Here is a 21,706-nt window from a genome sequence, read left to right as displayed (position 1 = left end):
CAGCAAGGTGCGGATACGGGTTTCCCGCACCTGAAACGTCGCATCCGTTGGTCGGTAACAAAAAATTTATGCGCGATTTTCGGTACGTGGGTACCAGAAAAGCGTGGCCATAAATATGAACACCTCCAGTGCCATCGGGCATCAAGCTGCTGCCACAGGGTAGGTCAAAACCCTGTAGCAGCGGCCTCACCCGCACATGGGCCGGCGTGGTCCATTCCACAATTTTTTACGCTTGAAACACCACCGGGAACATCAGCCGGTCATATGAGTCGTTTATTCAAACGACAGGTGGCCGATCAACGCCGATCACGCCAGGATTGCCTGTTGATTCTGCATTCTTCACGCCCTAAAGTGCGCGCCGAACGTCCATGCTGGAAACGATCCATCCGGCTCAAGTACTGAGTAGGCGAACCAAAGTGGGGATACGGAGGACGTTCAGTTTGCAGCCACTTAATCTTTCAGTTTGCCCATGGAGTCCCTGAGCATGTCGATCCAGGTCGAAGACTATTTCGCGCGTGATACCTTCCAGAAAATGAAGGCGTTCGCCGACAAGCAGGAAACCCCGTTCGTACTCATCGATACCCAGATGATCAGCCAGGCTTACGACGACCTGCGCGCGGGTTTCGAATTCGCCAAGGTCTACTATGCGGTGAAGGCCAACCCGGCTGTCGAGATCATCGACCTGCTCAAGGAGAAAGGTTCGAGCTTCGACATCGCCTCGATCTACGAGCTGGACAAGGTGTTGGGCCGCGGCGTCAGCGCTGACCGCATCAGCTATGGCAACACCATCAAGAAGTCCAAGGACATCCGCTACTTCTACGAGAAGGGCGTGCGCCTGTATGCCACCGACTCCGAAGCCGACCTGCGCAACATCGCCAAGGCCGCCCCGGGCTCGAAAGTGTACGTACGTATCCTCACCGAAGGCTCGACCACTGCCGACTGGCCGCTGTCGCGCAAATTCGGCTGCCAGACCGACATGGCCATGGACCTGCTGATCCTGGCCCGCGACCTGGGCCTGGTGCCCTACGGCATCTCCTTCCACGTCGGTTCGCAACAGCGCGACATCAGCGTGTGGGACGCTGCCATCGCCAAGGTCAAGGTGATCTTCGAGCGCCTGAAGGAAGAAGACGGCATCGAACTGAAGCTGATCAACATGGGCGGTGGCTTCCCGGCCAACTACATCACCCGTACTAACAGCCTGGAAACCTACGCCGAAGAAATCATTCGCTTCCTCAAGGAAGACTTCGGTGACGAGCTGCCGGAAATCATCCTCGAGCCTGGCCGTTCGCTGATCGCCAACGCCGGCATCCTGGTCAGCGAAGTGGTGCTGGTTGCACGCAAGTCGCGTACCGCCGTCGAGCGCTGGATCTACACCGACGTGGGCAAGTTCTCCGGCCTGATCGAAACCATGGACGAAGCCATCAAGTTCCCGATCTGGACCGAGAAGAAAGGCGAAACCGAAGAAGTGGTCATCGCCGGCCCTACCTGCGACAGCGCCGACATCATGTACGAGAACTACAAGTACGGCCTGCCGCTGAACCTGGCCATTGGTGACCGCCTGTACTGGCTGTCGACCGGTGCCTACACCACCAGCTACAGCGCAGTGGAATTCAACGGCTTCCCGCCGCTGAAGGCCTACTACCTGTAATGCACAACGGGGCCGCGAGGCCCCGTTTTCATGTGTGCAGATGCCGAGATCAGCGCTGTCGAGGTGGGAGCCGGCTTGCCGGCGATTGGGCCAGCACAGGCAACTTCAAGCTTCGCGCCGTTCGATTTCCTCGGCATAGCGCGCGGCAAACGCCATGAGCACCGGCCCCGCGCCCTGCAGGGTCACCAGCGCTGCACGCAGGAAATTCAGGTTACCCTCGACCCGCGCACGCTCCAGCCAAGGCGCAGCCTCGGCTACCTGGCCACGCTCGACCAGCACCAGCCCCAGGCTGAACATGCCGCGAAAATCCCCTGCCTCGGCCGACCGGCGATACCAGCGCACCGCACGCGCGGGGCTGGGCGCGGTGGCAATGCCCTGCTCCAGATAGCGCCCGTACAGGTTCATCGACTTGGCATGCCCCTGCTGTGCGGCCTTCTCGTAGCACATCAGCGCCTGCGCCTGGTTGGCCGGCACACCACGCCCGGTCGCCAGCAGGTTACCCAGGTTGTACAGCCCCCAGGCAAGCCCGGCATCGGCGGCGCGGGCATAGTGCACGGCGGCTTGAGCCAGGTTTACCGCACCGCCCCAGCCATGCTCCAGGCAACGCCCGAGCATGTTATGCGCCATGGCGTTGCCACCTTGCGCGGCAATGGCAAACCAGCGCCGGGCAACCTCGGCGTCGGCTTCTATCCCGCGCCCATCGAGCAGGATCTGCCCGAGCAGCAACTGCGCTTCGACAACGCCCTGCCCCGCCGCTGCCAGGATGGCCTGCGCCGCCTTGCCCGGGCTTTGCTCAAGCATGGCCCGCAACCCGGCCACGTCCAGCACTTCCTCACGCCGCAACTGATAGCCCACGGTCAGACCTCGGCCCAGCGGCGCAGCAGGTTGTGGTAGGTGCCCGTCAATTGCAGCAACGCAGGGTGTTCTGGCACATCGGCCGTCAGTTGCTGGATGGCATTGTCCATTTCGAACAGCAGCGCGCGCTGGCTGTCCTCACGCACCAGGCTCTGGGTCCAGAAGAAGGCGGCATAGCGCTGCCCGCGGGTGACCGGGTTGACCTTGTGCAGGCTGGTGCCGGGGTACAGCACCAGGTCTCCGGCCGCCAGCTTGACCTGCTGCTCACCATAGGTGTCCTGAATGACCAGTTCCCCCCCGTCGTAGCTGCCCGGGTCGCTGAGAAACAGCGTGGACGACAGGTCGGTACGCACGCGCTCCGGGCTGCCCTTGGGCTGGCGCAGGGCATTGTCGATGTGAAAGCCGAAATTGCCGCCCTCGCGGTAGCAATTGATCAGTGGCGGGAACACCTTGTGCGGCAACGCCGCCGACAGGAAGCGCGGGGTCTTCCACAGGCGGTCGATCAGCGCGGTGCCGATTTCCTTGGCCAGCGGGTGCCCTTCTGGCAGTTGCAGGTTGTGCTTGGCCTTGGCCGACTGGTAGCCGGCAGTCACCTTGCCATCGGCCCAGTCAGCCTGCTCCAGGGCCTCGCGAATACGGGCCAGTTCGTCAGCGGCGAACAGGCCTGGGATGTGCAGCAGCATGGCAAGGTTACCGTCGGGAACTGTAAAGGCCCAATGATATTGATTCCCTTTTGCGCTACACAAGCCTTTTCGCCGCTTACGACGTTTCAGCCGATTGGAAACTTAAGGGCAAATTGTAAAGATTGTAAATTCTTCACGAATGGTAACGAATCTCAATTGTTAGTCACAATCGCTTACATTAGTATCCGCCGCCTCACCACCTTGGGGAAGGTTTCCAGCAATGCGCCAGTCCGTACCATCTGCAGTAAGCTCACCGCGTCTGATCGTTAGCGCCATAGGCATCGCGCTTGGCGCATCGTCGGCCTACGCCGCCGACCCGGCTGCCAGCAGTGCCATCACCCTGGATGCCACCAGCGTGAACGGCAAGGCTGAGCAGGCCAGCAGCGACTACAAAACCGAGCGCGCTGCTTCGCAGAAGTACACTGCACCGTTGGTGGACACCCCGCGCTCGGTCACGGTGATCCCGCAACAGGTGATCAAGGATACCAACGCCCTGACCCTGCAAGACGCGCTGCGCACCGTGCCAGGCATTACCTTCGGCGCCGGCGAAGGTGGCAACCCGCAAGGCGACCGCCCGTTCATTCGCGGTTTCGACGCCCAGGGCGACACCTACCTGGACGGCGTGCGCGACACTGGCGCACAAACCCGCGAAATCTTCGCCATCGAGTCGGTTGAAGTGGCCAAGGGCCCGAACTCCGCCGTAGGTGGCCGCGGGGCAGCGGGCGGTACCATCAACCTGGTGAGCAAGCGCGCGCACCTGGGCAACTCGCTGGACGGTGCCTGGACCTGGGGCAGCGACCAGACCCAACGCTATACCTTCGACGGTAACTACCAATTCAGCGATACCGTGGCCGGCCGCCTGAACCTGATGACCCATGAAAGCAACGTTGCCGGCCGCGACAAGGTGAACTACGACCGCTGGGGCATCGCCCCGTCGCTGGCCTTCGGCCTGGGCACGCCGACCCGCGTCAACCTCGACTACTACCACCTGGAAAGCGACGACCTGCCGGATTCGGGCATCCCGTACAGCATCCCGTTGGCTGGCAGCGCCGCCCGTACTTCGGCCCACCCGAGCAAGCCGGATGATGGCGGCGACAGCGACAACTTCTATGGCCTGAGCGGTCGCGACTTCCGCAAGAGCCGGGTGGATATCGCCACCTTCGCCATCGAACACGACCTGACCGACGCGCTGACCGTGAAGAACACCCTGCGCCACGGCAACAGCATGCAGGACTACATCCTCACCCAACCGGACGACAGCAAGGGCAACGTCAACAACGGCAGCGTCTGGCGCCGGGCCAACACCCGCGTTGGCAACACCGCCACCACCACCAACCAGACCGACCTGTTTGGCGAGTTCTACCTGGGCGGCATGAAGAACAGCTTCTCCACCGGCATCGAGCTGAGCCGCGAAGAAAGCGACCGCTCCAGCTACACCGTCAACACCAACACCGGGCTGAACGCATCCGTGTGCAACCCCGGCCTGATCGGCGCCAACAGCGGCTACAACTGCACCTCGCTGAGCAACCCGAACCCGGATGACCCGTGGAACGGCAGCATCGCCCGCAACTACGCCGGCACCGACACCAAGAGCGACACCCGCGCCCTGTATGTATTCAACACCCTTGAGTTGTCGCCTGCATGGCTGGTGAACATGGGCCTGCGTTACGACCACTTCGATACCCAGTACCGCACCTATGACGCTGCTGGCGCCACCGTGGTCAATGCCAAGGGCGTAGCCGCCAAAGGCAAGGATACCAGCGAGTTCGTCACCGGCCAGCTGGGCCTGGTATGGAAACCGGCCGACAACGGCAGCGTCTACGTGTCCTACGCCACCTCTGCTACCCCACCGGGGGCAATGCTGGGCGAAGGCATGGAGGCCAACCCACTGGGCAACACCACCGACCGTGCCGGCAACCTGTTGAGCAGCGACATGGAGCCGGAAGAAACCACCAACTACGAAATCGGCACCAAGTGGGACCTGCTCGACCAGCGCCTGTCGCTGACCGCCGCGCTGTTCCGCACCGAGAAGGAAAACGCGCGCGTTCAGGTCGATACCACAAGCTACGAGAACGTCGGCGAAACCCGCGTGCAGGGTATCGAACTGTCGGCCAGCGGCAAGATCACCGCAAAATGGCAAGTGTTCGCTGGCTACACCTACATGCAGGCCCGCCAGATCGACGGCGGCCCGCTGGGCAAGGCCAACGACGGCAACCAGTTGCCGAACACCCCGAACAACAGCGCCAGCGTGTGGACCACCTACGCGATTACACCAAAGCTGACCGTGGGCGGCGGTGCGTTCTACGTGGATGACGTGTACGGCAGCGTAGCCAACACCACCATGGTCGACAGCTACGTACGCTACGACGCCATGGCTGCCTACAAGCTGACCAAGAACATCGACCTGCAATTGAACGTGCAGAACCTGACCAACGAGGTTTACTACGACAAGACCTTCTCCACCCACTTCGCCAACCAGGCGGCTGGGCGCACGGCATTGCTGACCACCAGCGTGCACTTCTGACAGGGGTTGGGTTGACCGGGCGGCGCTGGTAAAACGCAACACGCTAAAAACCACCCACCCCGGCCCCGTTCATCTCCGTGAGCGGGGCTTTTGCGTATCAAGGCATAATGCACGCCGCGCAGCATGCGGCAGAAACACAAGGTGATGATGTGGTGAAGAAGACGCTGTTCCAATTGCACTGGTTCTTTGGCATCACCGCTGGCCTGGTGCTGGCCTTGATGGGCATTACCGGAGCGCTGTACTCGTTCCAGGAAGAACTGCTGCGCGCCTTCAATGCCGACGTGCTGAAGGTCGAGGTGCGCGCCGAAGGCGTACTGCCGCCAGCCGAGCTGGTGCAACGGGTCGAAGACCAGCAACACGAGAAGGTATCGATGCTGTGGGTGGATGTGCGCGAAGGCAATGCCGCGCGTATCTTCTTCATGCCCGCACCGGGCGAACGCCGTGGCCTGCTGCGCTACGCCGACCCGTACACCGGCGAGCTCAAGGGCGAAGTGGCCGGGCAGGGCTTCTTCAACCTCATGCTCACGCTGCACCGCTTCCTGGCGATGGGTGATACCGGCCGGCAGATCACGGGCGCTTGCACCCTGCTGCTGGTGTTTTTCTGCCTGTCCGGCCTGTACCTGCGCTGGCCGCGCAAGGCGCTGAACTGGCGCACATGGCTGACCTTGGACTGGGCCAAGAAGGGCCGCGCCTTCAACTGGGACCTGCACGCCGTGGCCGGCACCTGGTGCCTGCTGTTCTACCTGCTGTTTGCCCTGACCGGGCTGTTCTGGTCCTACGAGTGGTACCGCGAAGGCCTGAACAGGCTGCTGGCCGACGCCCCGGCCGCTGCCCAGCAGCACAAACGCGGTGAGGGCCGCGGCCGCCACGGGCCGCAAAAGGTCGACCCCAATGCGCCGCCACGGGTGGTCGACTACGATGCCATCTGGGCCAGCCTCAAACAGGCTGCCGGGCCCGGCCTTGCGGCGTACAACCTGCGCCTGCCAGCGGCAGGCGGTCAGCCGGCCAACCTGTTCTACTTGCTGGACAGCGCCGACCACCCACGGGCCTTCAACACCCTGGTGCTGGACCCGGCCACCGGCCAGGTCAGGCGCCAGGAGCGCTATACCGACAAATCCTTCAAGGCCCAACTGCTGCAAAGCGTCTACGCCCTGCATGTGGGTGAATACTTTGGCCTGCCGGGCCGCATCATCGTCACCATCGCCAGCCTGACCATGCCGCTGTTCTTCGTCACCGGCTGGCTGCTGTACCTCGACCGCCGCCGCAAGAAGCGCCAGGTGCGCGCCGCTCGCGGCAGCGTTGCCGCCAACAGTGGCAACGGCGACAGCTGGCTGATCGGTTTCGCCAGCCAGAGCGGCCTGGCCGAGCAACTGGCCTGGCAGAGCGCCGGCCAGTTGCAGGCAGCCGGCCTGCCGGTGCAGGTCCGCGCCCTGGCCGAACTGGGTGAGGAAGACTTGTGCCAGGCCCGCCGCGCACTGTTTGTGGTCAGCACCTTCGGCGACGGTGAAGCCCCCGACAGCGCGCGCGCCTTCGAGCGCAAAGTGCTCGGGCAGCCCTGGGCGCTGAACAACCTCAGCTACGCCCTGCTCGCCCTTGGCGATCGCCAGTACCCGCACTTCTGCGGTTTCGCCCGCCGCCTGCAAGCGTGGCTCGCCGAGCGCGGGGCCAACAGCGCGTTCAGCCCGGTGGAAGTGGACAATGCCGACCAGGCTGCCCTGCAGCAGTGGCAGCAAGCGCTGGCGCAGCTGACCGGGGCCCAGCCGGTGGCCGCCTGGCAACCGCCAAGTTTCGCCAACTGGACACTGACGCAGCGCAAGCTGCTCAACCCCGGCAGCCAGGGCCGGCCGGTCTACCTGCTCGGCTTGCAACCGCAAACCCCGGTCAGTTGGGAGGCTGGCGACCTGGTGGAAGTGCTGCCACTCAATGGTCCACCGCGGGTCGCCGCGTTCCTCAAGGGCATGGCGGTCGATGCAACCACAGCGGTGCAGGTCAATGGCCTGAGTGAAACCCTGGCCCAGGCGCTGGCCGGTCGCCAGTTGCCCACGCGCCGTGATCACCTGATCGGCCTGCAGCCGCAGGCGCTGGTCGATGCCCTGGTGCCGATTGGCAGCCGTGAATACTCCATCGCCTCGATTGCCAGCGATGGCGTGCTCGAGTTGATCGTACGCCAGGAGCGCCACGCCGATGGGCAGCTGGGCCTGGGTTCCGGCTGGTTGACCGAATACCTGCCGCTCAATGGCACGCTGAGCCTGCGCCTGCGCCGCAACAGCAGCTTCCACCTGCCGGGCCACGCCGCACCCATGATCCTGATCGGCAACGGCACTGGCTTGGCCGGCCTGCGCAGCCTGATACGGGCGCGGGTGAATGCGGGGGAGCAGCGCAACTGGCTGCTGTTCGGTGAGCGTAACCGCACCCATGACCTGTTGTGTGGTGAAGAGCTGCAAGGCTGGCTGGCCAACGGCGACCTGGCACGGCTGGACCTGGCGTTCTCTCGCGATCAAGCCGAAAAGGTGTATGTGCAGGATGTGTTGCTGCAGCAGGCCGAGGCGTTCAAGCGTTGGCTGGCAGAGGGTGCGTGTGTGTATGTCTGCGGCAGCCTGCAAGGCATGGCTGCGGGGGTGGATGCCGCGCTCAATGGCATTCTTGGGGAGGCCGCTGTGCAGCAGCTGATCGAGGATGGGCGGTATCGGCGGGATGTGTACTGATCAGCCTTTGATGTAGCCGGCACGGGCCCTATCGCTGGCAAGCCAGCTCCCACGGGGATCGCATCAGGGCTGACAGGTGTTTGCCACAAGGTATGCAGCGCCTGTTGGAGCGAGCGCCGCCCGCGCGGCGCATCGCGAGCTGCGCTCGCTCCTACGTTTGTTTCGGGCCAATTATTCCTGGGGGATTTGCGCGCGAACGCCTTGGCGCATGCCTCAAAATCGCGTCGTACTAACAAGGCGTCCGCGCGCATCTGGCACAGGGGTTACTGGCCCGAAACAAACGTAGGAGCGAGCGCAGCTCGCGATTGCGCCGCGCGGGCGGCGCTCGATCTCACAGGCGCTGAAGATGCTCCGGCTACCCTTGCCAGGAACCATAGAATCTCCCACAGGTGGGAGCTGGCTCGCCGGCGATAGGGCCGGTCTTGCAATCAATGCAGCTCGAAGGTATCGGCATCCAGGTTGGCTGGGAACTTGGTGCGGTACGCCGCCAGTTCCGCCGCACTCAGCACCACGGTAAACACCCCGTCCGCCTCGCCGGCACTCAGCAGGCTCTCACCCTGGAAGTCCAGCACCTGGCTGTCACCGGAATAGGCAAAGCCCTTGCCGTCCGTACCCACCCGGTTCACCGCCGCCACGTAGCACAGGTTCTCGATGCCCCGCGCCGGCAACAGGCGGTTCCAGTGCTGGCGGCGAGCGGCCGGCCAGTTGGCGGTGTACAGCAGCAGGTCGGTGTCCTGGGCGTCGCGGCTCCATACCGGGAAGCGCAGGTCGTAGCAGATCAGCGGGCGAATCCGCCAGCCCTTGAGCTCGAACTGCACCTGGCGCTCGCCCGGGGTGTAATGCTTGTGCTCGCCCGCCATGCGGAACAGATGGCGCTTGTCGTAGTGCAGAATCTCGCCATCCGGGCGCGCCCACAGCAGCCGGTTGCGGTGGCTGCCATCGGCCGCCTGCACGATCACGCTTCCGGTAATCACCGCGTTGTGTTTTTTCGCCTGCGCCTTGAGCCATTTGTAGGTGGGGCCATTCTCAGGCTCGCACAGGCTTTCCGATTGCATGGAAAACCCCGTGGTGAACATCTCTGGCAGGATCACCAGGTCCACTTCACCGGCCTGCTCAAGCAGTACCTCGAAGTGCGCGTAATTGGCCTCGCGGTCATGCCAGGCAAGGGTAGTCTGCACCAGGGCGATTTTCAGGTTCGGCAATGTGCTCAGATCGCGCATAGTTTTTCCGCTGCCTGGCGCAGCGTCTCCTCTCGTTTGGCAAAGCACAGGCGCACAAGGCGTTGCTCGGGGATGGGTTGCTGGTAGAACACCGAAACCGGAATGGTCGCTACGCCGTGCTCACGGGTCAGCCACAGCGCCATGTCGACATCATTCAGGTCCGGGCGTATGTGCGAATAGTCCACCAGCTGGAAATAAGTGCCCGCCGTGCGGGTAAAGCGCAATCGCGAACCCTCCAGCAAGCCGCAGAACAGGTCGCGCTTAGCCTGGTAAAAGGCCGGTAACTCATCGATGTGCTCCGGGTGCTCGGCCATGAAGTCGGCCAACGCGCACTGCAGCGGGGTGACGCCGCAAAAGTTGACGTACTGGTGCACCTTTCGCAGTTCGGCGCTCAGCGCCGGCGGGGCGATCACGTAACCGGTCTTCCAGCCGGTGACGTGGTAGGTCTTGCCGAACGAACTGACCACGAAGGCGCGCGGGTACAGCTGTGCATGGGCCAGCACGCTGGCGTGGCGTACCCCATCGTAGACCAGGTGCTCGTAGACCTCGTCGCTGACCAGGTAAATATCCCGGTCGGCGATCAGCTGCGCCAGATGGTCGAGGTCCTCGCGGGTGATCAGGGCGCCGCTGGGGTTGTGCGGTGAATTAAGGATGACCATGCGCGTGCGCGGGCTCAGGGCATCGCTGAACTTCTGCCAGTCAATACGGAAGTCGCCATCGCTCAATTGCACATGCACGCAACGGCCACCGGCCAGTTCCACCGAAGGCTCGTAGCTGTCGTAGCACGGATCGAAGACGATCACCTCGTCACCGGCATGCACCACCGCCTGGATGGCGCAGAAGATCGCCTCGGTAGCGCCGGGGGTGATGGTCACTTCCTGGTCGGCATCCACCTTCGCCCCGTACAAGCGCTCCACCTTGGCCGCCACTTGCTGGCGCAGCGCCGGCAGGCCGGTCATCGGCGAGTACTGGTTATGCCCGGCGGCCACATGCCGGCCTACTGCATCGAGCAGTGCCTGTGGGCCATTGAAATCGGGAAACCCCTGCGACAGGTTCAACGCGCCAGTTTGCACGGCGAGCTGGGACATGGTGGTGAAGATGGTCGTGCCGACATTCGGCAGCTTGCTGCGGATCATGGAGCCCTCTTTCCTGGGGTGTATCCGGCACGGGGTGGAATCCGAGCATAGCGGATCGAGCGGTCAGGAAAAAGGTTGAAACCATGAGGGGATGCGCTGGATCAAAAGGCGCGACGGGGCCGCGGGCTTGGACTCACGTAACGATACTTTCAAGCAGCAAGGCATTAAAAGCGCCCCGCGACACGATGAAGCGGCAGGCACGGCTGTTGATATCCAGCCAGAAAACCTCAGCGCGGCCTTGACCAGCGCTCGCCTATTTTAACTGTCTGATTGCCCGCTCATTGGTTCATTGCACCAACCTGAGCAGAGCATCAGATCAAATTGAGGCGCTACACGGGCCGCAGTGCAGAGCTTCTACTTTGGGTACTTTGGGTACTGTGGGTACTCTGACAAGGGCGTTATGCCACTACGAAATTCAACAACTTGTCGCCGCAGATAAGACATTTCGTTGGAATATTGTAATCTGTGCCAGATATTGTTGGCACGAAGGAATTGGTCAAGCGCGCTTTGACTTTCCTCCTCTAGAGCAACGGCCTGTTTTTCTAATAATATATTACGATCTGTGATTATTTTACGCTGCTCATCAACTTTCGACCATTCTTCATACTTTTCCAGCGCACCTTCAAATTTAGATTTCATTTTTGAATCGAAATTCGAATATACCTCGTTCGCATGCTGACTGAGCTCATTCCGTTTTTTTATCACGCGCCCGAAACCTCTGGAATGGTTTCCTATAGTCTCATCAATATATGACAATTCTAAACTGACTTTTCTTTTGGTGTCCTGTAACTTAGTACGATAGGTGCTTTTCAGTTCTCTAGGATCCCCCATTATCGGGTGGTAGCTAGCATCAATCTCTGCTTCAAAACTCGCTATCACTTTACGGACCACACCCAGCGTTCTGTTTGAAGAGGCATACCGTTGGAACCAATTTTTTCGCATGTGACCGCTTGAGTCGGTGTAGTTAATCGGATCTCCATTGCAATAACCATATGCGTTCACCACCCTGAAAGGTGCAAAACTGTCTGGGGAATTGAATCTCATAGTCTTGTATAATCTGTAGCCATTTCCCAGCAGATAGCCTTGGGACAGATCATCAAGATGCTCACCATTGAACCCCAGCAAAGAGTGCCCCGAAGGGAGAGATGAACAATGGCCATAAGTAGTATAAGCATACTGCTCCCGCTTACGCTCCTGTGCCACGCCAAGGACAGAGCCAGCATAATCAACCGACAACAGGCCGACGCATTTTACACGCCCTACTCTCAGCTCGGCTAATAATTGCCCTGCGCCCCGAAACACAGTGCGACTGCCTTGAGTGCAAAGGCTCGTATGGATGTAACCGCCTTTGTAGAAAAGCTTCATAGACTCACGCTGAATTTTCACGTTCGACTCCTGAGCGACAGACGACTCAATTGAGCACGAGTCTTTCAAGTCTCACAGCAAGCGACAACTGGCATTTTTACCAGGCAGGGCGAGTAACAGCACTTGGCTATGGCCGTGAGAAAACTGTAGTGCTGTAGCGTAGCGGATCGCGCCATCAGGAACAGGTTGAACACTAAGGGAGGCTTTGGATTAAAAGACCTCTTCGCGGGTGAACCCGCTCCACACAGATAGCGACCCTTGAAGCCAGCGCTGTACCTGTGGGAGCGGGCAAGCCCGCGAAGCAGTCGACGCGCATTCAGCGCTTGTCGCGGCGCTTCTTCTCGGCCTTCTTGTGGTGCGACATCAGCCGGCGCTTCTTGTTGACCTGGCGGTCTGTGAGGGTGTTCTTCTTGCCCTCGTACGGGTTCTCACCGCCCTTGTATTCGATGCGGATCGGCGTGCCGACCAGCTTCAGCACACGGCGGTAGGTGTTTTCCAGGTAGCGCGAGTACGACTTCGGAATCTTCTCGGTCTGGTTGCCGTGGATCACGATCAGCGGCGGGTTGGCCCCGCCGAGGTGGGCATAGCGCAGCTTGATGCGACGACCGTTGACCAGCGGCGGCTGGTGCTCGCTCACCGCATCTTCGAGGATTTGCGTCAGGCGGCTGGTCGGCCAGCGGGTGACCGCCGACTTGAAGGCAGCCTGCACCGACTTGTACAGGTTGCCCACGCCAGTGCCATGCAAGGCGGAAATGAAGTGGATGTCGGCGAAGTCGACGAAGAACAGCCGGCGCTCCAGCTCGGTCTTGACGTAGTCACGCTCGCCCGGCTGCATGCCGTCCCACTTGTTCAGGGCAATGACGATCGCGCGCCCGGCTTCCAGGGCAAAGCCCAGCAGATTCAAGTCGTGGTCGACCACACCTTCGCGGGCGTCCATGACGAAGATCACCACGTTGGCGTCCTTGATCGCCTGCAGCGTCTTCACCACCGAGAACTTTTCGACTTCCTCGTGAATCTTGCCACGCTTGCGCACGCCGGCAGTGTCGATGAACGTGTACTTCTCGCCATCGCGCTCGAACGGAATATAGATACTGTCGCGGGTGGTGCCCGGCTGGTCGTACACCACCACACGCTCTTCACCGAGCATGCGGTTGACCAGGGTCGACTTGCCGACGTTCGGGCGGCCGATGATGGCGATCTTGATGCCATCCTTTTCGCTCGGGCCCGGAATGCGCACAGCCTCTTCGCCTTCGGCGACATCGGCGTCCAGGGCTTCCTCGACCTGGTCGCGCGGCAGGTGGCCGAGTACGGCCTCCATCAGCGCGTTGATACCGCGGCCCTGGGAACCGGCTACCGGAATGGCGTTGCCCATGCCCAGCGGTGAGAACTCGGCGCGAGCCACGTCGGCGTCGATGTTGTCGATTTTGTTGGCGACCAGAATCGCCTCTTTGTTGCGCTTGCGCAGGTGCTCGGCAATCATCTGGTCGGCGGCGGTCATGCCGGCGCGGGCATCGACCAGGAACAGGACGTAGTCGGCCTCTTCAATGGCCATGAGCGACTGCTCGGCCATTTTCTCGTCCATGCCCACTTCGTCACCGGTGATACCGCCGGTGTCGATCAGGATGAAGGAACGACCCTGCCAGCTGGCATCACCATACTGGCGGTCACGGGTCAGGCCCGACAGGTCACCGACGATGGCATCGCGGGTCTTGGTCAGGCGGTTGAACATGGTGGATTTGCCGACGTTCGGGCGGCCCACCAGGGCAATTACGGGAACCATCGGCTCTCCACTCTCGAATTCTTGAAAATGCAAAGGCCGCTGCAAGGCAGCGGCCGGAGTACGGGCGGCGCTTCCTGCGCCGCGGCTTGAAGCCCGCCAAGGCTTCAAGCATAGCTTCAGCGGATGGTCAGTGCCTCGAGCTTGCCGCTGTTGCCGAAGACATAGATGGTGTCACCGACCACAAGTGGGCGGGCGCGCAGGCCATCGCTGTCGATACGCTCACGGCCCACGAAGCGCCCATCGACCTGGCTCAGCAGGTGCAGGTAACCTTCGAAGTCGCCCACGGCCACGTAGCTGGAATACACTTCCGGCGCAGAGAGCTGGCGACGGGCCATGCTGTCGTTGGACCACAGGGCGCTGGAAGTGCGCTCGTCGACACTTTCGACAGTGCCTGAAGCTTCGCTGACGTAAACGTTACCGAAGCCCTGGGCGACACCCACGTAGCTGGAGGCATCACGCTGCCACAGCACACGGCCGCTTTCCAGGTCCAGGCCCGCTACGCGGCCCTGGTAAGTGCTGACATACAGGGTTTTACCAGACAGCAGCAGGCCGCCATCGATATCGACCACGCGCTCCAGCTCGGAACGGCCCTGGGGAATGGCCACGCGACTTTCCCACACCGGCACGCCGTTGTTGATGTCCACCGCCACCACCTTGCCGGTCGACAGACCGGCAATGGCCAGGCGGTTGGTGACGATCGGCGCACCGGTGCCACGCAGGGTCAGTACGGCCGGAGTGTTTTCGTAGATCCAGCGGCGGTCGCCGGTAGCGGCGTCCAGGCCAATCAGGCGGTCGTCCTGGGTCTGCACCACGACCACGTCACCGTTGTTGGCAGGCGGGGCCAGCACTTCGCTGGTCACGCGGGATCGCCAGCGCTCTTCACCGGTGCTGGAATCCAGGGCAATGACTTCACCCTTGAGGGTGCCGAGCATGACCAGGCCATAACCCACGCCCACTGCGCCGGAAACCGGCAGCTCCAGGTCCTTGTTCCAGACCACGTCGCCGGTGATGCGATCAAGGGCATAGACGTCACCGTGAACGTCGGAGGCGTAGATGCGGTCGTTCTCGATGGCCGGTACCAGGGTGTTGTAGGTTTCACCCTGGCCGTCACCGATCGAACGGCTCCACTGCTTCTTCAGCACCACTTCCTCGGTGAACTTGGTCAGCTCGGCCGGGGGCAGTTCCTTCTTGCTGTTGCTGCTGCAACCTGCGGCCAGTACGGCCAGGGTCAGCACTGCTGCATGTTTCCAACCGATCACTTACGCGTCCCCTTTAGCCAGGTCATCCAGCTTCAATTGCAGGCCACCGACTGCGGCGTCATCGGACAACGCAGCCTTGGCTTTCTCGTAAGCGCTGTGCGCGTCGCTGGCGCGACCCAGTTGCACCAGCAGGTCACCCTTCAACTCTTCACGGCTGGCCAGGAACGCCTTGTCGGCATCACCGTCAAGCAGCTTCAGGGCATCTTCGGCCTTGTTCTGGGCAGCTAGCACGCGAGCCAGGCGCTGGCGCGAGATTTCGCCCAGGGTGGCATCGGCAGGCTTGTCCAGCACACCTTTGAGCTCGACGGCGGCGTCGTCGAGCTTGCCGCTCTCGACCGCGACCTTGGCCACGAACAGGCTACCGTACTGGGCATAGGCCGTGCCGCCAAACTCGCTCTTGAGCTTGCCGGCCAGTTCCGCGACCTTGGTGGCGTCGGGCTGACCGCTTGGCGTCAGGCTGGTTTCGAGCAGGGCCTGGTACAACTGCGAGGCCCCTTGCGACTGGTTGTTCTGGTACTTGTGCCAGGTATTCCAGCCCAGCACCACCACACCTGCCAGCAATGCGCCGGTCAGCAGCGGCTTGCCATTGCGGTTCCACCAGTCCTTGACCCCTGCCAGGTCATCATCATCAGTACTCGACACCCCAATACTCCTTTTCGCCTATTCGTTGTTGAACCGCGTTACGCCTGCGCGATCGCGGTTTCCAGGTGCTCGGCAAGAGCATCCCAGGCAATGTTCTGTTGCTCGCCCTGGCCACGCAGTGGCTTCAAGCCGATGACTTGCTTGGCCAGTTCGTCGTCACCGAGGATCAGGGCGAACAGCGCACCGCTTTTATCGGCTTTCTTGAACTGGCTCTTGAAACTCCCGCCGCCGGCGTTGACGGCCAGGCGCAAGCCCGGCAAACGGTCGCGCAAACCTTCGGAAAGGCGCAGCCCGGCCAGCTCGGCCTGCTCGCCAAAGGCACACAGGTAGACGTCGACAGTACGGCTGATGGACTCCGGCACCTTGCCCAGGGTTTCCAGCAGCAGGATCAGACGCTCGATACCCATGGCGAAACCAACGCCGGTGGTCGGTTTTCCGCCCATCTGCTCGACCAGGCCGTCGTAGCGGCCACCGGCACACACGGTGCCCTGGGCGCCGAGCTTGTCGGTCACCCACTCGAATACGGTCTTGCTGTAGTAGTCCAGGCCACGCACCAGCTTGGTGTTGATCACGAACGGAATGCCGGTGGCCTCCAGGCGAGCCTTGAGGCCCTCGAAGTGCACGCGCGACGGTTCGTCCAGATAGTCTTCCAGCTTTGGCGCCCCAACCAGCACCGCCTGGGTGTTCTGGTCCTTGCTGTCGAGGATGCGTAGCGGGTTGCTTTTCAGGCGGCGCTGGCTGTCTTCATCCAGCTGCTCCAGGCGTGCGGACAGGAACTCGACCAGCGCATCACGATAGCGGGCGCGGGCCTCGCTGGTGCCGAGGCTGTTGAGTTCGAGCTTGACCGCGTCCTGAATGCCCAGCAGGCCCCACAGGCGCCAGGTCAGCATGATCAGCTCGGCGTCGATGTCCGGGCCGTCGAGGTTGAACACTTCCACGCCAATCTGGTGGAACTGGCGGTAACGGCCCTTCTGCGGGCGTTCGTGGCGGAACATCTGGCCGATGTACCACAGTTTCTGCACCTGGCCGTTACCGGTGATGCCGTGCTCGAGCACGGCACGCACGCAGGCGGCGGTGCCTTCAGGGCGCAAGGTCAGCGAGTCGCCGTTGCGGTCCTCGAAGGTGTACATCTCTTTTTCGACGATATCGGTCACTTCGCCGATCGAGCGCTTGAACAGCTCAGTGAACTCGACGATCGGCGTGCGGATCTGGCTGTACCCGTAGGTGTCCAGCAGGCCGGCGACAGTGCCTTCGAAGTAGCGCCACAGCGGCGACTGTTCTGGCAGGATGTCGTTCATGCCACGGATGGCTTGCAGCGATTTGCTCACGAAAAGTCCTTACGAATTCTGTGTGTCAGCCACGGACGATCAGCGCCGCGTCGGCTTCGGCCTTTTCGGCCGCTTTCTGGCGGATGAGTTTTTCCAGCTCATCGACCAGGTTGTCGTTGGTGAGTTTCTGCGCCGGCTTGCCGTCGATGTAGATCAGGTTCGGCGTGCCGCCAGTCAGGCCGACATGGGCTTCCTTGGCTTCACCCGGGCCGTTGACCACGCAACCGATCACTGCCACGTCCAGCGGTACCAGCAGGTCTTCCAGGCGCCCTTCCAGCTCGTTCATGGTCTTGACCACATCGAAGTTCTGCCGCGAGCAGCTCGGGCAGGCGATGAAGTTGATGCCGCGCGAGCGCAGGTGCAGCGACTTGAGGATGTCGTAGCCGACCTTCACTTCTTCGACCGGGTCGGCGGCCAGCGAGATGCGAATGGTATCGCCAATGCCTTCGGCCAGCAGCATACCGAGGCCGACGGCGGATTTCACCGTGCCTGAACGCAGGCCACCGGCTTCGGTGATGCCCAGGTGCAGCGGCTGCACGATCTGCCTGGCCAACAGGCGGTAGGCCTCCACGGCCATGAACACGTCGGAGGCCTTCACGCTGACCTTGAAGTCCTGGAAGTCCAGGCGGTCGAGGTGCTCGACATGGCGCAGGGCCGACTCGACCAGCGCGGCCGGGGTAGGCTCGCCGTACTTCTTCTGCAGGTCTTTTTCCAGCGAACCGGCGTTGACACCGATGCGGATCGGGATGCCGCGGTCGCGGGCGGCGTCCACCACTGCGCGCACACGGTCTTCGCGGCCGATGTTGCCCGGGTTGATACGCAGGCAATCGACGCCCAGCTCGGCAACCCGCAGGGCGATCTTGTAGTCGAAGTGGATATCGGCTACCAGCGGCACGCTCACCTGTTGCTTGATCTTGCCGAAGGCTTCGGCAGCGTCCATGTCTGGCACCGACACCCGCACGATGTCCACGCCGGCATCGACCAGGCGCTGGATTTGCGCCACGGTGGCGGCCACATCGTTGGTGTCGGTGTTGGTCATGCTCTGCACCGCGATGGGGGCATCACCACCCACCGGCACATTGCCGACCCAGATTTTGCGGGATTCGCGACGTTTGATCGGAGATTCGCCGTGCATGACTTACTGTCCCAACTTCAGGCGAGCAGTCTCGCCACTGGTGAACGGGGCAACATCGACGGCCTGGCCGTTGTAGCTGACCTGGGCGCCCCGGGCGAAGCCCAGGCGTACCGCGAACGGCGGCTTGCCGGTCAGTTCGAGGTTGTCCCCTTTGCGCTTGATGGCGCTGAACAGCACCTTGCCGTTGCCGTCGGAAACCTGGGTCCAGCAATCGGCGGTGAACTGAATGGCGACCTTGCCGCTACCGGCCGGCACTGGCGCAGGCTCACTGGCTGCGGCCGGCGCGGCCGTAACGGGAGCTACAGGCGCCGCTGTGGCCGCCGGGGTGCTGGCGGCTGCCTGCACGGGCGCCTGCTGGGCAGTTGCCGCCCCAGCGGCTGGCTCTGTGGCTGTACCGGCCGCCGGCTGCTCGCCAGCTGCAGCGGGTTGTTCGCCCGTGCCCTGCGCCAACGGCAGCGGTGCGGTCTCAGCCTGCTGGCCGGCGGTAACGGCCTGGTCTTCAGGCTCATCGAGCGGGTGGATCTGGGTGGTGCCGTCGGCGCTTTCGACTTCGACATGCTCCAGGGCCATCTTGGCCAGGTCCTTGCCACGCAGGCTGCCCTGGTCCTGCCACCAGACGAAACCGCCACCGACCACGGCGAGCAGCAACAGCAGGCTGACGCCGCGCAGGATGTTGTGCGACAGGCGCGTCGGCTCTTCGATGCGGCCCAGCGAATGCACGTCGCTGCCCTTGGCATGGGTACCGGTGTAGCGGTCGAAGGCATCGACCAGCGCAGCCTGGTCCAGGTCCAGCAGCTTGGCGTAGGCACGTATGTAGCCACGGGCAAACGTATGCCCGGGCAGCTTGTCGAAGGCGCCGGTTTCCACGTGGTTCAGCGAACTGACAGTGAGGTTTAGCTTGCGGGCCACCTCGGCTTGCGACCAGTCCCGTTTCTCACGGGCCAGGCGCAAAAGCTCACCGGGGTTCTGGCCAGGCGCTACTGCTACTTCGGGATGCGCGGCGTTCATCGTTGCTCCGACAGGTATTGCTGATATTCCGGCGTACCGGGATAAAGTCGTTGTAATTGCTGGCCCGTTTCGGCCAGTGCGCCCTGCTCGTCGAACACCCTGGCAAGGCGGCTGCCCAGTAGCAGGCTACGGGCATCGTGCGCGCTCAGCTCGCTGAAACGATCGTAGTAGTCCCGGGCCGGCACATAATGCCTGTTTTCGTAGGACAACTCAGCCATTTCCAGCAACGCCCTGGGTTGCCGCTGGTTGAGCTGCAATGCTTTCACCAGATATGCCTGTGCCTGGTCGCGGCGTTCGAGCCTCAAGGCAGTCAGGCCAAGGTTCTCGTATACGCGCGAGCGCTCAGGATACAGGGTATCGGCACTGGCCAGGCGAAACATCTGCTCGGCCTCGGCAAATCGCCCCTGAGCATAAAGGAAACTGCCGTAGTTGTTGCGAATTCGCGTATTGCCGCCGCTGCTTTGCAGGGCCTTGCGAAAGTGTGTTTCGGCCAGTGCCGGCTCACCTTCGGCCTGGAACACCAGCGCCAGGGCCGCGTGCGCATCGGCATCGCTGCTGTCCAGGGCCAGGGCCTTGCCCAGTGGCGCCTTGGCCTGTTCGGTCAAACCCTGTTGCAAATAACCCAGCCCAAGCTGCACGTAGGCCCGCCCCGCTTCGGCCCTGCCCTGGCGGCTGCCCAGCGGGTCGCTCGCGCCGCCCGACACGCAGCCGGCCAGCAGCGAAAGCGCAAGGATCGACAGCGCGGCGCGCAGGCTCATGGGCAAGGTCCCGGTCAGTGGCTGGCGGCGCTGTCTTGCAGCTCGACATCCGCAGACAGTTGGCGCACAGCGATATAGCGCTCACTGCGGCGCGTGCGGTCGTTGACCTGCCCCACCAACTGGCCGCAGGCAGCGTCGATGTCGTCGCCACGGGTAGTACGGGTGGTCACGTTGAAACCACCGTGGTGCAGCAGGTCCTGGAAACGACGAATGGCATTGTTGCTAGGCCGCTCATAGCCCGAATGCGGGAACGGGTTGAACGGGATCAGGTTGATCTTGCACGGCACGTCGCGCAGCAGCTCGATCATTTGCGCGGCATGCTCTGGCTGGTCGTTGACGTCCTTGAGCAGGGTGTACTCGATGGTCAGCACGCGCTTGCCACCCAGGGTGGCCATGTAGCCCATGCACGATTCCAGCAGCATTTTCAGCGGGTACTTCTTGTTGATCGGCACCAGCTTGTTGCGCAGCTCGTCGTTAGGGGCGTGCAGCGACAGTGCCAGCGACACGTCGATGTGCTTGGCCAGTTCGTCGATCATTGGCACCACGCCCGAGGTGGACAAGGTGACGCGACGCTTGGAAATGCCGTAGCCCAGGTCATCCATCATGATTTTCATGGCGGCGATGACGTTGTCGAAGTTCAGCAGAGGCTCGCCCATGCCCATCATCACCACGTTGGTAATGGCGCGGTCGATTTTGGCAGGGACGGTCCCGAAGGATTTGTTGGCAAGCCACACCTGGCCGATCACTTCGGCGGCGGTGAGGTTGCTGTTGAAGCCTTGCTTGCCGGTGGAGCAGAAGCTGCAGTCCAGGGCACAGCCGGCTTGCGACGATACGCACAGGGTGCCGCGGTCGTCGGTAGGAATGTAGACGGTTTCGACGCAGCTGCCGGAGGCAACGCGGATCACCCACTTGCGGGTGCCGTCGGCGGAAATGTCTTCACTGACCACTTCCGGGGGGCGAATCTCGGCAACGGCCTCGAGCTTCTCGCGCAAGGCCTTGCCAACATTGGTCATGGCCGCAAAATCGGACACGCCAAAATGGTGAATCCATTTCATCACCTGGCCGGCGCGGAAGCGCTTCTCCCCGATAGAGTCGAAGAATTGTTCCATTTCCGGCTGGGTCAGGCCCAACAGGTTGATTTTGCCAGTAGATGTCGTCATGGATTCACCCTCACCCGTAAGCTTTCGCTTAGCGAGTGGTTACCTCGGTAGCAGCGAAGAAGTAAGCGATTTCGCGAGCAGCAGCAGCTTCGGAGTCCGAACCGTGAACGGCGTTGGCGTCGATGGACTCGGCGAAGTCGGCGCGGATGGTGCCAGGAGCAGCTTCTTTAGGGTTGGTAGCGCCCATCAGCTCACGGTTCTTGGCGATGGCGTTTTCACCTTCCAGGACCTGAACAACAACCGGACCGGAAGTCATGAAGGCAACCAGGTCACCGAAGAAGCCGCGCTCGCTGTGCTCAGCGTAGAAGCCTTCGGCTTCGGCTTTGGACAGTTGCTTGATTTTCGAGGCAACGATTTTCAGGCCGGCTTCTTCGAAACGGGTGGTGATCTTGCCGATGACGTTTTTGGCAACGGCGTCAGGCTTGATGATCGAGAAAGTACGTTGAACAGCCATGGAAAACTCCAGAATATGAGTGTTACGAAAAATTAAACCCGCGAAT

17 protein-coding genes are annotated in these 21,706 nt (G+C 62.0%); 3 read left to right on the top strand and 14 right to left on the bottom strand.

What is annotated here, in order from left to right; all coding sequences use genetic code 11:
• Positions 1-484 precede the first annotated feature (484 nt).
• A complete protein-coding gene (locus AACG97_RS04860; protein ID WP_029885071.1) occupies positions 485-1,648 on the top strand; it encodes a type III PLP-dependent enzyme in 1,164 nt (387 codons plus the stop codon).
• Positions 1,649-1,753: 105 nt separating this feature from the next.
• On the opposite strand, the gene AACG97_RS04855 is transcribed toward AACG97_RS04860, so the two are convergent.
• Both AACG97_RS04855 and AACG97_RS04850 read right to left on the bottom strand, forming a co-directional pair.
• A complete protein-coding gene (locus AACG97_RS04855) occupies positions 1,754-2,503 on the bottom strand; it encodes a tetratricopeptide repeat protein (protein WP_029885072.1) in 750 nt (249 codons plus the stop codon).
• Between the two features lie 2 nt (positions 2,504-2,505).
• Positions 2,506-3,186 carry a Fe2+-dependent dioxygenase gene (locus AACG97_RS04850; protein WP_029885073.1) on the bottom strand — a complete coding sequence of 227 codons (681 nt, stop codon included), beginning with the start codon at positions 3,184-3,186 and terminating at the stop codon, positions 2,506-2,508.
• Positions 3,187-3,406: 220 nt separating this feature from the next.
• Here AACG97_RS04850 and AACG97_RS04845 point away from each other — a divergent pair, with 220 nt between their 5' ends.
• A complete protein-coding gene (locus tag AACG97_RS04845; RefSeq protein ID WP_197886452.1) occupies positions 3,407-5,710 on the top strand; it encodes a TonB-dependent receptor in 2,304 nt (767 codons plus the stop codon).
• 149 nt (positions 5,711-5,859) lie between these two features.
• Positions 5,860-8,415: a PepSY domain-containing protein gene (locus AACG97_RS04840; RefSeq protein WP_225786172.1), complete on the top strand. Its 2,556-nt coding sequence runs from the start codon at positions 5,860-5,862 to the stop codon at positions 8,413-8,415.
• A gap of 428 nt (positions 8,416-8,843) precedes the next feature.
• Here the strand turns inward: AACG97_RS04840 and AACG97_RS04835 are convergent, their stop codons facing one another.
• The 12 genes from AACG97_RS04835 to ndk form a co-directional block, all read right to left on the bottom strand.
• Positions 8,844-9,635, bottom strand: a complete 792-nt coding sequence (locus AACG97_RS04835) for an amidohydrolase (RefSeq protein WP_009682026.1) — start codon at positions 9,633-9,635, stop codon at positions 8,844-8,846.
• Entirely contained in the window at positions 9,623-10,771 is a 1,149-nt protein-coding gene (locus AACG97_RS04830) for a pyridoxal phosphate-dependent aminotransferase (RefSeq protein WP_115293413.1), read from the bottom strand. Before AACG97_RS04830 ends, AACG97_RS04835 begins: the two co-directional genes overlap by 13 nt.
• 354 nt (positions 10,772-11,125) lie before the next feature.
• A complete protein-coding gene (locus tag AACG97_RS04825; protein WP_225786117.1) occupies positions 11,126-12,157 on the bottom strand; it encodes an RHS repeat-associated core domain-containing protein in 1,032 nt (343 codons plus the stop codon).
• A gap of 295 nt (positions 12,158-12,452) precedes the next feature.
• Positions 12,453-13,916, bottom strand: a complete 1,464-nt coding sequence (der, locus tag AACG97_RS04820) for a ribosome biogenesis GTPase Der (RefSeq protein ID WP_009682028.1) — start codon at positions 13,914-13,916, stop codon at positions 12,453-12,455.
• A 116-nt stretch (positions 13,917-14,032) separates the two neighbouring features.
• Positions 14,033-15,175 carry an outer membrane protein assembly factor BamB gene (gene bamB, locus AACG97_RS04815; protein WP_197885753.1) on the bottom strand — a complete coding sequence of 381 codons (1,143 nt, stop codon included), beginning with the start codon at positions 15,173-15,175 and terminating at the stop codon, positions 14,033-14,035.
• A complete protein-coding gene (locus tag AACG97_RS04810) occupies positions 15,176-15,817 on the bottom strand; it encodes a tetratricopeptide repeat protein (protein WP_054890343.1) in 642 nt (213 codons plus the stop codon). It abuts the gene before it with no gap.
• Between the two features lie 38 nt (positions 15,818-15,855).
• On the bottom strand, positions 15,856-17,145 hold the full coding sequence (gene hisS / locus AACG97_RS04805) for a histidine--tRNA ligase (protein WP_115293411.1): 1,290 nt from the start codon (positions 17,143-17,145) through the stop codon (positions 15,856-15,858).
• 25 nt (positions 17,146-17,170) lie between these two features.
• The gene (ispG, locus tag AACG97_RS04800; RefSeq protein ID WP_009682032.1) at positions 17,171-18,280 is read right to left on the bottom strand and encodes a flavodoxin-dependent (E)-4-hydroxy-3-methylbut-2-enyl-diphosphate synthase; all 1,110 of its coding nucleotides are present in this window, start codon (positions 18,278-18,280) and stop codon (positions 17,171-17,173) included.
• Between the two features lie 3 nt (positions 18,281-18,283).
• A complete protein-coding gene (locus AACG97_RS04795; RefSeq protein WP_009682033.1) occupies positions 18,284-19,288 on the bottom strand; it encodes a RodZ domain-containing protein in 1,005 nt (334 codons plus the stop codon).
• Positions 19,285-20,046 carry a type IV pilus biogenesis/stability protein PilW gene (gene pilW / locus AACG97_RS04790; RefSeq protein ID WP_029885479.1) on the bottom strand — a complete coding sequence of 254 codons (762 nt, stop codon included), beginning with the start codon at positions 20,044-20,046 and terminating at the stop codon, positions 19,285-19,287. The genes AACG97_RS04795 and pilW overlap by 4 nt, the downstream gene beginning before the upstream one ends.
• Positions 20,047-20,060: 14 nt before the next feature.
• Entirely contained in the window at positions 20,061-21,206 is a 1,146-nt protein-coding gene (gene rlmN, locus AACG97_RS04785) for a 23S rRNA (adenine(2503)-C(2))-methyltransferase RlmN (protein WP_009682035.1), read from the bottom strand.
• Between the two features lie 28 nt (positions 21,207-21,234).
• Positions 21,235-21,660, bottom strand: a complete 426-nt coding sequence (ndk, locus tag AACG97_RS04780) for a nucleoside-diphosphate kinase (RefSeq protein WP_009682036.1) — start codon at positions 21,658-21,660, stop codon at positions 21,235-21,237.
• Between the last annotated feature and the right edge of the window lie 46 nt (positions 21,661-21,706).

This window comes from Pseudomonas sp. Nvir (assembly GCF_963778085.1).
Lineage (GTDB): Bacteria > Pseudomonadota > Gammaproteobacteria > Pseudomonadales > Pseudomonadaceae > Aquipseudomonas > Aquipseudomonas juntendi.
This window is presented reverse-complemented; position numbering and strand designations above follow the sequence as displayed.